This window comes from Taibaiella helva (assembly GCF_003545695.1).
Lineage (GTDB): Bacteria > Bacteroidota > Bacteroidia > Chitinophagales > Chitinophagaceae > Taibaiella > Taibaiella helva.
Genome location: NZ_QUZZ01000015.1, coordinates 88,871 through 103,267 on the forward strand (window position 1 = coordinate 88,871; position 14,397 = coordinate 103,267).

General features: G+C 51.7%; 14 protein-coding genes. 6 read left to right on the top strand and 8 right to left on the bottom strand.

Annotated features, from left to right (window positions below):
- Window positions 1-10: 10 nt before the first annotated feature.
- From DZC79_RS19020 to DZC79_RS19030, 3 genes are all read right to left on the bottom strand, one after another.
- Window positions 11-1,132, bottom strand: coding sequence for a vWA domain-containing protein (locus tag DZC79_RS19020; RefSeq protein WP_118953206.1), 1,122 nt, complete (start codon window positions 1,130-1,132; stop codon window positions 11-13).
- A 101-nt stretch (window positions 1,133-1,233) separates the two neighbouring features.
- Window positions 1,234-1,725, bottom strand: coding sequence for a hypothetical protein (locus tag DZC79_RS19025; RefSeq protein WP_118953207.1), 492 nt, complete (start codon window positions 1,723-1,725; stop codon window positions 1,234-1,236).
- 98 nt (window positions 1,726-1,823) lie between these two features.
- Window positions 1,824-2,258: a GNAT family N-acetyltransferase gene (locus DZC79_RS19030; RefSeq protein WP_198666950.1), complete on the bottom strand. Its 435-nt coding sequence runs from the start codon at window positions 2,256-2,258 to the stop codon at window positions 1,824-1,826.
- A 117-nt stretch (window positions 2,259-2,375) separates the two neighbouring features.
- On the opposite strand from DZC79_RS19030, the gene DZC79_RS19035 reads away from it, so the two are divergent.
- Window positions 2,376-2,744: a hypothetical protein gene (locus tag DZC79_RS19035; protein ID WP_118953209.1), complete on the top strand. Its 369-nt coding sequence runs from the start codon at window positions 2,376-2,378 to the stop codon at window positions 2,742-2,744.
- Window positions 2,745-2,830: 86 nt separating this feature from the next.
- Here the strand turns inward: DZC79_RS19035 and DZC79_RS19040 are convergent, their stop codons facing one another.
- Window positions 2,831-3,589 carry a leucine-rich repeat domain-containing protein gene (locus DZC79_RS19040; RefSeq protein ID WP_118953210.1) on the bottom strand — a complete coding sequence of 253 codons (759 nt, stop codon included), beginning with the start codon at window positions 3,587-3,589 and terminating at the stop codon, window positions 2,831-2,833.
- Between the two features lie 11 nt (window positions 3,590-3,600).
- The gene (locus DZC79_RS19045) at window positions 3,601-4,215 is read right to left on the bottom strand and encodes a hypothetical protein (protein WP_157977278.1); all 615 of its coding nucleotides are present in this window, start codon (window positions 4,213-4,215) and stop codon (window positions 3,601-3,603) included.
- Window positions 4,216-4,539: 324 nt separating this feature from the next.
- Here DZC79_RS19045 and DZC79_RS19055 point away from each other — a divergent pair, with 324 nt between their 5' ends.
- Both DZC79_RS19055 and DZC79_RS19060 read left to right on the top strand, forming a co-directional pair.
- Window positions 4,540-5,583, top strand: a complete 1,044-nt coding sequence (locus tag DZC79_RS19055) for a hypothetical protein (protein ID WP_118953213.1) — start codon at window positions 4,540-4,542, stop codon at window positions 5,581-5,583.
- A gap of 31 nt (window positions 5,584-5,614) precedes the next feature.
- Entirely contained in the window at window positions 5,615-6,076 is a 462-nt protein-coding gene (locus DZC79_RS19060; protein WP_118953214.1) for a hypothetical protein, read from the top strand.
- A gap of 46 nt (window positions 6,077-6,122) precedes the next feature.
- Here the strand turns inward: DZC79_RS19060 and DZC79_RS19065 are convergent, their stop codons facing one another.
- Together DZC79_RS19065 and DZC79_RS19070 are read right to left on the bottom strand one after the other, a co-directional pair.
- Window positions 6,123-6,878, bottom strand: a complete 756-nt coding sequence (locus tag DZC79_RS19065; protein ID WP_232831883.1) for a helix-turn-helix domain-containing protein — start codon at window positions 6,876-6,878, stop codon at window positions 6,123-6,125.
- Between the two features lie 97 nt (window positions 6,879-6,975).
- Window positions 6,976-7,944, bottom strand: a complete 969-nt coding sequence (locus tag DZC79_RS19070; RefSeq protein WP_118953216.1) for an aldo/keto reductase — start codon at window positions 7,942-7,944, stop codon at window positions 6,976-6,978.
- Between the two features lie 266 nt (window positions 7,945-8,210).
- Between DZC79_RS19070 and arr the strand changes: the two genes are divergently transcribed.
- From arr to DZC79_RS19085, 3 genes are all read left to right on the top strand, one after another.
- Window positions 8,211-8,654: an NAD(+)--rifampin ADP-ribosyltransferase gene (gene arr, locus DZC79_RS19075; protein WP_118953217.1), complete on the top strand. Its 444-nt coding sequence runs from the start codon at window positions 8,211-8,213 to the stop codon at window positions 8,652-8,654.
- A 369-nt stretch (window positions 8,655-9,023) separates the two neighbouring features.
- The gene (locus DZC79_RS19080; RefSeq protein WP_118953218.1) at window positions 9,024-9,956 is read left to right on the top strand and encodes a hypothetical protein; all 933 of its coding nucleotides are present in this window, start codon (window positions 9,024-9,026) and stop codon (window positions 9,954-9,956) included.
- Window positions 9,957-10,247: 291 nt separating this feature from the next.
- Entirely contained in the window at window positions 10,248-11,810 is a 1,563-nt protein-coding gene (locus DZC79_RS19085; RefSeq protein ID WP_118953219.1) for a T9SS type A sorting domain-containing protein, read from the top strand.
- A 100-nt stretch (window positions 11,811-11,910) separates the two neighbouring features.
- Here DZC79_RS19085 and DZC79_RS19090 read toward each other — a convergent pair whose 3' ends face one another.
- On the bottom strand, window positions 11,911-14,316 hold the full coding sequence (locus tag DZC79_RS19090; RefSeq protein WP_118953220.1) for an outer membrane beta-barrel protein: 2,406 nt from the start codon (window positions 14,314-14,316) through the stop codon (window positions 11,911-11,913).
- Between the last annotated feature and the right edge of the window lie 81 nt (window positions 14,317-14,397).

The following is a 14,397-nucleotide window of genomic DNA, read 5'->3' on the forward strand; positions in this document are numbered from 1 at the left end:
CTGGAAAAAATTATTTGATCCGTTTCTTACGATTGGCTTCATAATCTTCAAAGATCATCTCACCCAGGCCTTTAAGGCCCGTATAGAAAGCCTTACCCTGGTTGGCCTCGGTAAAGTGGCTTACAAAGCGCTGCAGGTAAGGATCGCTGGCGATCATGAAGGTAGTGATGGGAATATGCAGCTTGCGTGCCTGCTGAGCCATGGTGTAGCATTTGTCGACGATGTATTCGTCCAATCCTATGCTGTTCATATAATAGGTACCATCGGCTTCCCGCACGCAGCTGGGCTTCCCGTCGGTGATCATAAAGATCTGCTTGTTGGTATTGCGCTTGCGGCGCAGGAGGTCCATAGCCAATTGCAGGCCGGCCACCGTATTGGTATGATAAGGTCCTACCTGGAGGTAGGGCAGGTCCTTGATCCCGATAGACCAGGCATCATCACCGAATACAAGAATATCCAGTGTATCCTTGGGATACCGTGTGGTGATCATCTCAGCCAGCGCCATGGCTACCTTTTTGGCAGGGGTGATGCGGTCTTCGCCATAGAGGATCATACTGTGGCTGATATCGATCATCAGCACGGTGCTCATCTGGGATTTGTACTGTGCATCTTCGACCACGAGATCATTCTCGGTAAGACGGAACACATCGGCGCCATTGTTGACCTGGGCATTCTTCAGGCTTTCGGTCAGTGAAATGCGATCGAGGCCGTCGCCGAAATGGTATTCCCTGAATTCTCCGGTATGCTCGTCGCCGCTGCCTGCGTACTTCGTCTTGTGGTTACCCGATCCGCTTTTCTTCAGGTTGCCGAAGATCTGCTTCAATGCCTGCTGCCTTATGGCCCTTTCCGTTTTGGCAGTGATGCCCAGCCCGCCCCCGGTACCATCGTTCTGCACTTCTTCCCTGATATAGCCTTTCTTCTTCAGGTCTTCGATAAAATCATCGATGGTGTACTTGTCGTCGGTCAGCTGGTATTCTGCGTCGAGCTCCCGCAGCCAGGCTATGGCTTCGTCCAGGTCGCCGGAAGTGTGCGTGATCAGTTCGGTGAAGATTTCGAAGAGTTTGTCGAAGGGAGCAATATCAGGCGGTTCATACTGTTTGAACAGGAACCCTTTCCTTTTATCTGTTTCCATAATATGCGTAAAATTAAGGCTATTGGCGTTAAGCCTTTATCAATTTTCTATTCGGCAGATAAGGAATTTCAATGGCCTGCAGACACCGCGCCCCGCCTGGCTCAGGGCCTCAGCCAATGGGTCATGGCGGGGTAGGGCGCCCGTTCCAGGGCCTCTGCCTTGTGGACTTCTGCTGTCATGCCTACCCATTGAAGCAGGGGAACGCCAAAGGTATGCCCCTGTCCGAATGCTTTTGCGATCGCGCTGCCGCCGTCCTGGTAGCCTTCGTCATGAAAAACAAAAGAAGGATCGATCGACAGGTGCCGGCAGGCAGCAAAGGACCAGGCAATGGCCATCATTTCTTCTGCAGCGCGGTTGTTGCGTGCCGCGATGGTATCCCCGGTAAGTCGGCTGCGTTCTTCCGGCGGCACCACGGCTATATGGCCGGCCTCGTGAAGGATATCGCCGGGGTACCGCAATAGCGCTTTATCTACGAGGATGCGGCCCTGGTCGATCAGCAGGCCGGGCAGGAACGTTTCGGCGGAAAGCTCGCAGAAGAGCACAGGAATTCCGATGGATCGGAGAAAGGTCACGGCTTTTTCAAAGGCTTCCATGGATCGGTCGGTTATTGGTCGGATGAATACAATGATACGATAAAATTGAAAAAAGCGCTGCCTGCTATACATTACCCCAAAAATTTGAAATGAATGATTCAGCTTTTCACCAGGCCCATACCCCTTGAACGTGGATAAACCTCCCGGAAGCCATATTGTTCATAAAGCCTGTAGGCTTCGCCGTCGGCGATGAGGCTGATATAGCAGGAGGCCGGAAGTGATTGGGCTACAAAGGCCATCAGCTTTTCCATTATGAGCTTGCCTAATCCCTGTTTCTGATGCTCGGGTAATACACAGATATCGACGATCTGGCAAAAGCAGGCGCCATCGCCGATAATGCGTCCCATGCCCACTACAGCATCCTGTTCAGGATCACGGATCACTACGGTACACACCGAACGGGGCAGACCGGCAGCTGCCGCTTCGGCCGTCTTGGGACTTAAGCCGGATGCCTGCCGGAGATAGCAATAGGTTTCGGTATCAATAGGAGCGTAGCTGGCCTGGTAGCGCATGTGGAATAAGGTTTTGCGCAAAGGTACCGTATTCCGCCTGTCCTGCTTTAACCGATCATTGATTCGTTAAAGCTGCCGCCGCAGCAAACTTCAGCGCTCATTATCTGTCCAAGCATTGCATTTGTAAAGCAAAGCAAAATGAAAAAGGTAGGATTAGTATTGCTCTTTTCAGCAATCGTATCAGGTGCCTGGGCCAGGGTACCTGGCGGACATTTCCTGGATGGTTTTGGCCACAGGGTCATTGTCGTGAACGGAGGACTTTATCATCCTTTCTATAGCACATGGGGATTTAATTACGGCTATCCTTACTACAACAGCATAACACCTCCGCCTTCAAAGCTTGATATTGAAATTGCCGGGATCAGGAACGATTATGCCGATAAGATCAGGTCGGTGAAAATGGATCCATCGCTGACAAAAAGCGAACGCAAGGCACAGGTAAAAATATTCAGGGAAGAGCGCAAGCTGGATGTCATAAACGCCGAGCGGAATTATTATAAGTCGTAGCGGGTGTGTATAGGTAAAGCAAGGGCTGTTCCGATCTCAGGAGCAGCCCTTTTGGTGCGGCTTATACGATTACGGGAACGGCAAGGCTACCAGGAAAAGACCCTCAGGCTTACGGTGCCGCTTAAGTTGAGGTTGTTCAGTGCACAGTAATAGGCATTCAGCTCCTTCAGCTTGCGCAGGCCGGCTACCTTAAGGCTGGTCAGCTGACGGTTCTTATATACATTCAGCTCTTCCAGGTCTTTCAGGTGGGTAACATTGAGGGACTCCAGCATGTTGGCGTCCAGCCGCAGCACTTTGATTGCTGTCGATCCGGCTGCATTGAAGGTATACAGCTCATTGTCGTTAAGCTGGCATTCCTCCAGGAGCGGTTTGCCGCTCACATCGGCGCCCAAAAGCTTATTGTTGTGCAGCTGCAGCGCTTTAAGCCGGTTCAGTCCGCCCAGGTCGATCCGTTGCAGCTGGTTGTAGGCAGCATAAAGCGTTTCGAGGTTGGTGCAACCCTTCAGGTTGAGCACTTCCAGCTGGTTGCTGAAACCATAGACGGCCTTTAGCTTCGTCATGCCCTGCAGGTCGGCTTCCTTGAGCTCATTGTTATAGAACCCGAATTCTTCAAGATTGGTAAAGCTTTTGATGCCGGACAGCGATTCAATATGCCGCTTTTCGACATAAAGCCGCGTCACTTTCTGCGCCTCCGTTACCTGGATCTCTCCGTCGCCATTGAGGTCGACACCCTGGCTGATCAGGGCCTTTTTAAAGTTGGGATCTTCTATTTTTACGGTCTGGGCCTTTACTGCCGTTACTGCTAAAAGCAGGAGCGCGCAGCATTGTATGATCTTTCTGTTCATCGTATCCTGCTTTAATTGCTGATGACTGTGGTTACTGTTTCTCCGTTGCTTTTTACCTCTACGATACCGGTCACCTCATCGTCCAGCGTGTACTTGTGGGTATAGGTGGTGTAGATCGGCCATGAGGCGACTGCGTTACCGTAATAATTATAACCGACTTCAGTGCCGGTCTGTACCGTTTCCTTGTATTCCCGCTCAAAGGTGATCCAGGTAGCGATATAGTATTTTCCGGGCTTCAGGTCCCTGAATTCGAAAGTGCCTTTGTTATCGACGAATTTGCCTTCGATCCGGTAGGTAAAGGCCTCATTGCTCATAGCTGCTATCTTTTTACCCTTGTGGTGTTTTTTCCTTAAGGCGGCAAACTCAAGCAGGTAGGGTGTTACGGGGAACAAGTCTATCCGGTCTCCCTGCCAGGGCAGGTAATCCACACCCCTTTTTCTCAATTTGGCAGTACCCCTGATGCGTGCGGTGCCTTCTCCCATCAGCTGTGCAGCCTCGGCTTCATTAAAAGCGGTAGCGGGAAAAAGGTATTGGGGTTCCTGCGCGCATACTTCCGATACACCGGCAAGTGATAGCAGGATAAGGAAGATACTGGTTTTGAAATGAAAATGCATAATTGTGCTCATGAGGTGAACAATAAAGCAAGTGCCTGCTTTTGCCCTGCAAAGCAAGGCACTGTCCGGCGGGGGATCAATACCTTGAATCCGGTATTTTTTGTACCGGGAAGCCGGTAGGCAAAAATATCGGCTCGGTCCGCCGGGAAATGACGGTATACCGGTTTCTTGCGGCAATACGCTCAGTGCTTTGGCGCCTGGTGAGAAAAATGAAAATGTGTACGGCTTCCATGGCCTTGTAAAAAGTTTTGGCCGTCTGTTGCTATTCCTGCAATTTTAAGCCGCAAGAAAGACATTTGAACAGCACTGTTTACAGATTGAAACTTCTGATCGCTTATGAAAAGGCTGCACCGGCACCTCCTTTATTTTCTTATCTTATCGCTCGCGGCCTGCCAGGACCAGAAAAGCCCGGGAGCGGCCGGCAGCAACGATTCAGTCACAGCGCGTAAAGCCACTACCGCGCCCGTAAGCGATACCCTGCAATACATCGGGACAGGACAACACAACAATCGTTCCTCGCATTCCTTTATCAACCGGAAGCTGGATACGATCATCATCCGCTGGGGCAATCCTTATCCCGGTCTGGGCCCGAAAGCTGTATTCCGCTGCACATGGGTAGGGATACAGCCTGCTTCCGGCGGTGGCGCGGTCAATGAGATGAAGTCCTGCGAAGCGCTCAACCTGCCGCCCTTTGTGAACCCGGACATCAAGCCGGCCGACCGAAGGATCAGCTATCTCTTTTTTGCCAACGGGGGTACCATTGGTTACCTGAACGATGGTACAGTAGTTGGTTGCCCACGGTGCGAGCCCAGCGCCGGCAATGCGGAAAAGATGCTGAGTGATCTGGCCATGGGGACCTATCAGGTGCTTAAAGATGGTTCCCTGCTCGTCAATGGTGAACAGATCGAGCGGCCGGAAATAAAAGAGGAAGGGAACGAATGGATGATCTTCGACACGAAGGAAAAGTGGGATGCTTTTATCCATGATATCGACGATCTGTCCACTGCCCGCAACCAGCAATACCTGTTGCAATTCGTGAACGGCTACCTGCGGCAGCTGAATCGGAACAAAGGCCTTGAAGCAGATAGAAGCTGGGTGCTCTCCAATACAAACGTCACCGATTCCTTCAAATATCAATACCGGCAATTGCTGGTCAGGACGCCACAATTAGAAGCCGATCCCATACTGGATGCGCAGGATTACCCGGATGGACAGCTGACAATCCATTCTTACAGCGAAGAAGACCATTACTTCTGGCTGAAGGCCCAGGACTCGGATGACCCCGTACTGGTGGCCCGGCTGAAGCTGGAACAGGGCAAATGGCTGGTAGATGGCTGTGGTACGGTGAATGTCCCGGCAGAAAAACGGTTGCACAGGTAAAAAACGCAAGCATTTTAAATAAATACATCACATGAACATACTCCCTGAAATTGCCTGGGCCTTCAAGCGAAAGGCCTACGTAAACGAACAAGCATTTGACCAGGAGATTGCCGCTTATCAAAGTGCTATTTTAAAGGAGCGGGCACGTTGGAATGCCAGCCAGGTTGTTATCCCTGCTGCTGCGATAGATGTTTGCTATGAAGCCTGGATCAAAGGCAAAGAGGACCTGAGGCCTAATGAAACCCTGCTGGATGAAGAAGAGGCCTTCGATGAAGACAACGGGGATAATGGCTTTTACCAGGTGGAAGTGTGCGCCCGGCTAAAAGCTGCCAACGACGTTCATTTCACGGCGCTTGACCTTATGTATCAATTGCAGCAGCAAACCAACAACAAAGAGCTGGGCGATCATATCTTCTTTGAGGGTCTTACACTAAGCCAGGAAGAAAGTTTCCAAAGCGATGTCCCGTTGTATTACCTGGATTGCGGCAGTTAATTTTTTTGCCGGCGGAAAACAGTGGGGTTGTATACAAGCTATTTTTCTACACCAGCCATTCAGTAGGCGCTTTCCCGAATTTTTTCTTGAAGGCATGGGAAAAGTGGGAGAGGCTTTCAAAGCCAAGGTCGAGATAGATGGCTGAAGGTTTCCTGTTCTTGGTTTCGATCAGGTGCCTCGCTTCTGCGAGCCTTCGCTCCTGGAGCCAGTGTCGTGGCGCCATCCCGAATACCTTTTGAAAATCGCGCTTGAAGCCCGCCAGGCTTCTGCCGGTGAGCTGCGCAAATTTTTCAACGGGCACGTTGTAATGAAAATTGCTCAGCATGAATTTTTCCAGGTCCATCTTATAGGGTTCAGAAAAATCGAACAGCAGCGCTTCAAGCCCGGGTAGGGTATACAAGAGGAGATGTACGGCTTCTTTTACCTTCAGCATGCCGAGGGTTCGGGTAATGCTTTCTTCGGGGTGATGTACATAAGGAAGGATAGATTGAAAGAAAGCCCGCATGAAGTCGTTGCCGGGGATCAGGATATTAGCGGGACCCCTGTATTTCTGCCGGGGTCCGATCTGCTCTTCAAGGGCGATAGCCCTGAGAAAAGCCTCCTCCAGGCGGATGACAACCGTTTGATAGTCCTCTCCTTCCAGCGGCATTTTGGTGATCTCTCCCAACTGGTTTTTCCGGATCAGCAGCATTTGTCCCCGTTCCATGGATATGCTTTCGCTGGCGGTCTTCAGGGAAAAGCGGCCTCCGGCCTGCATAACCAGGATGTTATTTTCAAGGAAAGCCACCTTCTCCTTTCTCATCCTGGAAAGATAAGAGAAGAAGATGACTCCCGGAAGGATTTCTGTTCTATGCTGCACTATGTAAAGATATTAAACGCAAGGCTTACAGGCAACCCTCTTATCGTTGGAGATAGGTGCCGCCCAGTATGGCGCCCGGTGCAAAACAGGTATTCAGGGTATTCATCTCCTCCGGGCTGAAGGAGATCTCCATAGCTGCTGTATTTTCGGGCAGCCGCGACCTGCTGCTCATGCTGACCAGGGGCATGATGTGTTCGCCCTGCGCATTCACCCAGGCAATAGCCAGCTGAGCAGGCGTATAACCTTTATCCCTAGCCATTTGCTTCAGCACTTCTACTTTTTCCAGATTCTTTACCAGGTTTTCTCCCTGAAAGCGGGAGAAGTGATGATGATAGCCTTCAGGCAGGGGAACCTTCATGTCGCCGGTAAGCAGGCCTTCAGCGGTATTGGCAAAGGCAACGACGCCGATACCCAGCGCTTCAGCAACAGGCAGCAGATCGCTTTCTATCTGCCGGTCGGCCAGCGAATAACCGATCTCCAATGCCGTTACGGGATGTATGCTGTGCGCTTTGCGCAGCTGTTCTGCCGTGATCTCTGAAACACCGAGATAACGCACCTTCCCTTCTTTGATCAGGTCGGCAATGGTACCGATCACCTCTTCTATGGGCACACTATTGTCCAGCCGGCAGGGCTGGTAGAGATCGATGGTGTCTATGCCCAGGCGTACCAGGGAATAGTTGATAAAGTTTTTGATCGCGACCGGCCGCAGATCCAGGCCCAGCATCTGGTTATTGTAAAAGATACCGCCGAATTTTACGCTGATGAAAGCATCGTCGCGGCGGCCTTTGATCGCCTTGCCGACCAGCAGCTCGTTGTGTCCGCTACCGTAAAAATCACCCGTGTTCAGGAAGTTGATGCCCTGGTCCAGGGCCGCCCGGATGGTGGCGATGCTTTCGTTTTCATCTCTTGCCTGGCTGCCCCAGACTGGCGACATGCGCATGCAGCCGAGGCCAAGTTTGGACACAAGCGGCCCGTTCTGTCCGAGGTTTATTTTTTTGATCGTCGTCATATTGTTTTAGTCATTAAGGATGCAAAGATCGGGGTAGCGGTCTCTGCCGGCTTTCCCATACAGCTCAAATTACTTGCTTGTACGGATCAGCTGCTTGCCTGATTCGTATATGAACGGCATGCAGAAAACAGGAGTTATGCTACTTCCGGCTAAACAAAACCACATTTTTTGGCTGATCGCACTCTTTTATTTATCTTTGTAACTAAGATAATTACAAAATAAGATAAATTTCACCAGGATATTTAACCGCTAAAAATCATAATACAATGGAAACAGCCAACGCAGTACACGAGACGCAGACACCTGTCCAGGATGCCTTTTCCCAGACTTTCTTTCATGGAACCAAAGCGGATCTGCGCATCGGCGACCTTATAGAGACCGGCTTTCCATCCAATTTTGTAGACAGGAAATTGAAGCACATTTACCTGTCCGCTACCCTGAACGCGGCGATATGGGGTGCTGTGCTGGCATCGGGGGAGGGACGTGAACGAATATACCTGGTAGAAGCAACCGGCCCGCTGGAAGATGATCCCAATGTGACGGATAAAAAATTCCCGGGCAACCCGACGATGTCCTATCGCTCCATTTATCCTTTCAAAGTGGTTGGCGAGGTTACGGTGTGGCAAAGGCATTCAGCAGAACAGATCCAGGCCATGAAAGAGGGGCTGGAAAAGCTGCGGCGGCAAGGGAGCCTGGTGATAGAGGAATAAATGAAGCTGCTGCTTTCACATCACGTCCTTAAAGATCCTTAAAGGATGCGGCGTACCCTGTACATTAATCTGCGCAGGCTTGTCCGGCATATCTCCCATCGCGTCGCGTCTTTTAGTCTTTGATATTAATTTAACAAGCAGGCGGGCACGTTCTTCCCGGCGCCGGGAGGGACAGGGAATATTGCAGCTGCATCAATATCACCAGGCCTTCCGGCTCCGGGTATGTGTCCCGGCGTACCAGGTGCTGCGTCTGCTTTTGATAGAAAAGTTGATCTTAACAATTAAACAATGCTATTAATATATGTACCGGCAATATTCCATATCGGATTTTAGGTACTTTCGGCGATCCATAACCAAAGCTTCAATTCTATGCGCAAAATTTTATTCAATGCTGTAGCGCTGTGCGCTATTTTATCCGGATACTCTTCCTTTGGCCAGAGCGGAAATACCGGCATCGGTTCTATTACTCCGGGTTCCAGGCTAACGGTAAACGGTTCCTTCGGAGCGCCATATACTGTAGTTACCGCCAGCGGAACGGTAGGCGCCAATGATTTTTACCTCGCTTACAATGGCAGCACGAACGGCACGCTGACGTTGCCTGCTGCCATCGGCGGAGCAGGAAATTTCCTGGGGCGTATGTATCATTTTAAGAACACCGGCACGGCGACGCTTACAGTAGCTGCTAATGGAGCGGAGCTGATCGACAATCAAAGCGGAGCCGGGGTCGGCACGGTTGATGTCCCTTCCGGGTACTATGCTTTCTTCATCTCCAAAGGCACCACAACGGGCACTACCTGGGAACTGGTGCTGCTTTCCAGCTCCAACAGCGTTCCTGCTGCGGCATCCACATATCCTTTTTCAGCGACAGCTACGACAAGCCGGCAGACCTGTACGAGTACGGTAGGCACCGGTCCTTATGTGCAAACGGAAATTATCTATCCCCAGGGCACCGTTATCAATACCGGTAATGTACTGAATACCGGCAACGGGCGCTTTACCGCTCCCGCAAATGGATTCTATTTATTCTATGGCGCTACCCAGTTTGACAATGGTGCAGTACCGGGCACACCCGCCTTCAACTGGACAGTATTGTACCTGGTCAAGAATCCTGGCCCTTCCGGAACAATATTGGTACAATCCTATAAAGCCAATCCGGGTACGCTCGTCGGCGATAATGTCTCCGCTATCGTGTACCTGAATGCCGGTGAAACGGTAAGCATGTCCGGTGTAGCTCAGGTCACAACAGGAACCGAATACCAGGTAGTAGTCAGCTCTCTTTACGGTTATAAGATCGCCAATTAGCATTTTTCTCAGCGCCGGTTTACCGTGTTCAGGCTGGCATGCAGCAACAGATGCTCTATACCTTGACGGGTTAGGCTTGAAGTGGACAGCAGGACCTGTAGCCATGCCAGCGTCTTCCCGGTGCTGAAGGCGAAACGCAAAGGAAGCGTAGGCCTTTATACGTATAGCCGCAGATTTGTTACCGGTAACGGGTTCTGTGTGCTGCAGATCATGATCGGTTCCTTGAACGGTATGTGTGCCTGAACGCAGCAAACCTGTATATCTCCATTTTTCACCTTTTAATCGTCGTGTATGAAAACCAGACATTGCCTTTTAACGACGCTTTGTTTATCTATAGGATTGATTCCGGCCAGGGCACAGTTTTATCTTGACGGGCTGAATCATTATAATAACGGTGGTACCGTGTCTTACTTCCAGGACTCTGCCGTGGTTACGGCTGCAGGCAACTATACTGCTGCTGCAGGCGCGCTCACGGTGCATGGCGGCAGTATTTTCCATACGGATGGTGCTTATACTGCCGGCGGCGGTTCCCGGGATTCTTTTCCCGGCAACGGCTCGGCCACCTGGCCTCCGGCTGATGCAACCAAGACCATTTCCGGTTCCGTAGCGCCCACTTTCGATATCGCCAGCTTTACTAATGGCGCTGCGCAGCCGCTGGACATTACGAATACCGGCGGCGTCAACATCGCCACGAGCTTATCCTTCAGCAATGGTATTACAAGTACGGTACGCAGCCTGAACAGCAATGGCGCGTTGCGTTTTGCCAACGGAGCGACCTATTCCAATTCGGCTTTAGGCGATGCCCAATATGTGAACGGCTATGTCAGCAAAACAGGGAATAGTGCGTTTACCTTTCCTGTGGGCAGCCAGGCGGGCAATAATGTACGCACGTTGCAGATCAGCGCTCCCGGAAGCGCTACGGATCAGCTGAGCATCGCCTACTGGACAGGCGACGCAGCGGCGGCCCTGGACCCTACACCATCCGGAACGCAGAGCAGGTCTTCGCTTAACCCGGCAGGTACGGCGGGTGTCGATCAGCTGGTCTCTGTTTCCCCCATCGGTTTCTGGGACTGGATAGCCGTAAGCGGTACTTCTTCCCTGACGGTTACCGTATCCCTGCCTGAGTTTTCGGGGAACGGAGGATATTCCTCCGCTACAGCAGTGCGCCTGGTCGGCTGGAACATAACGACACAGCAATGGGACAACCTGAGTGGCAGCACCGGCGCCTCCGGACTTGCGGAAGGCAGCCAGCTTACGGGCACCGTACCCGATATGAGCCAATACAGCGCTATTGCGGTAGGCAATGTGTTGGAAATACCTTTACCACTGGACATTACGGCTTTTGCCGGGTATATGGACAGAAGCTGTGCTGCTCACCTGGAATGGGCGGCAGCCAACATCATCGGCGTTGAAAAATTTGTGATCCAGTATGGCAGGGACGGACAATCGTATAAGGATGCAGGAGAAATGGCCTGTTCCGATGCGTCCTCCGGTCAATATCGCTTTATGATAGAGAACATCGCCCGCGGCGATGCTTTCTTCCGCCTCGTCACCCGGGATCGTGATGGGAGCATTACCTACCATAGCCGCATCGTAAAGCTGCGCAGCGAGTGTTCTCTGGAGCCTGTTCCTACAGTGACTCCTAATCCGGCTAAAGATCACGTTACCGTTAGCGGGCTGGCGCCAGGCAGCAGCCTGCTCCTGCTGGATGCGACAGGCCATCAGCTCCGGGCGATTACTGCACAGCATGCTGCCGAGCAGATCGACCTGGGCGGCTATAGCAAGGGCCTGTACTTTTTGCATATTGTGGATGGCCGTAAAAATGTGATCAGTAAAAAAATAACCAAGCAGTAAGACTACCTGGTGAAACAGGATATCAGCGAATGCAAAGCGACAATAGCCACTCTTAGAGTGGCTATTGTATTTCTGGTGAATGTCGTTTTATAAGCTCCTGTCAGCGGAAATATTTATACCGGTACATCACAGAGAACAGGAAGTAGCGTCCCAGCCGGTTATAGCTACGGTCTTCGATGTAGTTGTCGCTGACGGTGCGCTGGATATTGGGCTCATTGTTGAGCAGGTCGGCGATCTGTGCTTTCACAAACAGGCCCGGCACCTTTTTAAATTCCTTGCTGATCCCTGCGCCGATCAGGGCAAAGTTGCGGTCCAGGCCATCGGAATAGCCCTGGTTGGCAGAATAGGTTACGCTGCCGCTCAGGGTAATATAAGCCGGCAGGTGCAATTTGAAATCAGCAGACAGCAGCTGCGTATTGATGTTGTTGCTGCCATACATCAGCGGGCTTTCGGTCTTGCTCATGCTGTAGGTATAGGAGACCTGGCCCTCCAGCAGCGCAGTGGTCAGGTTGGCGCGGAACGTCGGCCGCAGGTTGTATTCCCGTATAGTCTGCTCCACCGCGTTTGTGATATTCCCGTTACTGGTCATGCCGGCCTGCATGGCGAACATGATCCGCAACGGCTTGATGATGTTTTTCGAATAGTTGATGGAAGCCGTCATATTGCTGCCATCCACGTTGACCGGCTGTATGTATTGCTTGTTGCCGGATATCGTTATTTTATTGACGATGCGGTTAGCGGTACGGTTATAGGTGAGGGTAGCCCAGAGCGAGGATCCTGTTTTTACATTAAGCCGGTTATAGTTGAGCGCAAAATTGTTCTGCACCTCCGGTTTCAGGTCAGGGTTACCGGTAAATATGTTCAGGCTGTCCTGGTAATTGGGAGCAGTTCTCAGCATGCTGATATCCGGAGGCTGCATATTACCCGAATAGCTGAACTCCAGCTCGTCGCTGCTGGCCAGCCGGTAGCGCAGGTTCAGCACAGGCATATAGCTGACCTTGCTGTTTCGGATAACGCTTGCCTCATATATATTCCGGTTGTTGCCCGAAAAGAACTGGCTTCTGAAGCCGATACCGGCAGTAAGATTTTTGGCGGACAGCTGGTATTTGATGCCAGCCGTATGTTGCTGGTAGCTGAATTGGGTAATATAGCTCTGCAGGCTGTCGAAAAGATGCTCGCCGCCTGCCTCCGGTGTAAAGACATCTTTCTGGTCCCTGCTGCTGAAAAGCTGCATGGAGTAGTCGACCGCCAGCCGGTGTTTGTCGCCCAGCGGCTCTGTATATTGCAGGGAAAGCATGGTGTTCCGTTCCCGGGTTTGCTGGTCTGTGGTGCTCTTGTTGGGATCGCCACTCTGCACGCCGTCGCTGAAGCTGGTATTGTTGTTGTATCCGTCTATATTGCCGCTCTGGTAACGATTGTCCAGGCTGATGAATAAGGTACGGCCGGGCGTGGCAAACCGCTTCATATAGGAAAGCAGCAGCGATACCGCCGGTGTATTCCGGGTAGTGCGCGCATCGCCCAGGCGGGAAAAGTGTCCGCCTGCGCCGCTGCCGTAATAGTTGGAATCGAGGTTGTGCTGCAAGCCGTCCATGCGGGTGTAATTGGTGTTGAGCGCCATGGTCAGCGTGCTGGAAGGATCGGCCTGGTATTCCAGTCTGGTATTCAGCTTATACAGATCGTTGGTATTGCGCTGGTTGCCGGTCCGGTTCTGGTAATAAATATCGTCCGGCAGGAAGGTCCTGCGTCCTGCTTGCTCTTCGAGGGTCTTCTGCCTGCTCAGGGCCTCGACGTTGCCGGATATCTTCAGCTTAGATCCCGGGTTATTGTACACATAGTTGGCGTTAATGTCTTTCTGGACCACGAGGCCCTGGTTCGGCGGACTTTGCCCGCCGGCGTCATTATCGTCGTTGAGCCCTGTATTGTTGGTATTGGTAATATAGCCGGTAGAAGTGATGCGGAGCCTGCCGCTCATATAGTTCAGGAAGTTATTTCCGGCATAGCGGCGCCGGGTACCGGCGCCGGCCGATGCCCGCCCGTAAACACCGCCGTCCAGGTCCTCTTTCATCCGGATATTGATGATTTTCTCCCCGATGCCGTCCTTAATCCCTGACAGGCGCGACTGTTCCGAATACAGGTTGGTCACTTCTATTTTATCAATGATCTCGGCCGGCAGGTTCTGGGTGATCGAACGGATGTCGTTAACCTCCATCTCCGTGCCGTTGACAAAAATGCGTGTCACATCTCTTCCCTGCACAGCGATCCTGCCGGAAGAGCTGACGTCTATCCCCGGCATTTTTTTCAGGATATCTTCTGTTACGGCTGAAGCATCGTTGTAGAAGGAATCCGCCACATAGATCGTCGTATCGCCCTTACGGCTTATCGCCTTCCGGCTTACGATGACGAATTCTTTCAGTTCAATAGTATCTTTCAGTGAATACGATTCCTGCGCTGATAAATCCAAAGACAGCAGCAGGAAGATAAGGCCAATTATGAAGCGCTGAAGCATACCAGTTCGTTAAGATAACAAAGCTTTCAATGAAAAGAAGTAAGCGAAGCGGCCGGAGCCGCTTCGCCGGATATGCCCGCC

Excerpts from the sequence above, each read along its gene's own strand:
- DZC79_RS19020 (WP_118953206.1), bottom strand. The coding sequence starts at position 1,132 with ATGGAAACAGATAAAAGGAAAGGGTTCCTGTTCAAACAGTATGAACCG.
- DZC79_RS19025 (WP_118953207.1), bottom strand. The coding sequence starts at position 1,725 with ATGGAAGCCTTTGAAAAAGCCGTGACCTTTCTCCGATCCATCGGAATT.
- DZC79_RS19035 (WP_118953209.1), top strand. The coding sequence starts at position 2,376 with ATGAAAAAGGTAGGATTAGTATTGCTCTTTTCAGCAATCGTATCAGGT.
- DZC79_RS19040 (WP_118953210.1), bottom strand. The coding sequence starts at position 3,589 with ATGAACAGAAAGATCATACAATGCTGCGCGCTCCTGCTTTTAGCAGTA.
- DZC79_RS19045 (WP_157977278.1), bottom strand. The coding sequence starts at position 4,215 with ATGAGCACAATTATGCATTTTCATTTCAAAACCAGTATCTTCCTTATC.
- DZC79_RS19055 (WP_118953213.1), top strand. The coding sequence starts at position 4,540 with ATGAAAAGGCTGCACCGGCACCTCCTTTATTTTCTTATCTTATCGCTC.
- DZC79_RS19060 (WP_118953214.1), top strand. The coding sequence starts at position 5,615 with ATGAACATACTCCCTGAAATTGCCTGGGCCTTCAAGCGAAAGGCCTAC.
- DZC79_RS19065 (WP_232831883.1), bottom strand. The coding sequence starts at position 6,878 with ATGAGAAAGGAGAAGGTGGCTTTCCTTGAAAATAACATCCTGGTTATG.
- DZC79_RS19070 (WP_118953216.1), bottom strand. The coding sequence starts at position 7,944 with ATGACGACGATCAAAAAAATAAACCTCGGACAGAACGGGCCGCTTGTG.
- arr (WP_118953217.1), top strand. The coding sequence starts at position 8,211 with ATGGAAACAGCCAACGCAGTACACGAGACGCAGACACCTGTCCAGGAT.
- DZC79_RS19080 (WP_118953218.1), top strand. The coding sequence starts at position 9,024 with ATGCGCAAAATTTTATTCAATGCTGTAGCGCTGTGCGCTATTTTATCC.
- DZC79_RS19085 (WP_118953219.1), top strand. The coding sequence starts at position 10,248 with ATGAAAACCAGACATTGCCTTTTAACGACGCTTTGTTTATCTATAGGA.
- DZC79_RS19090 (WP_118953220.1), bottom strand. The coding sequence starts at position 14,316 with ATGCTTCAGCGCTTCATAATTGGCCTTATCTTCCTGCTGCTGTCTTTG.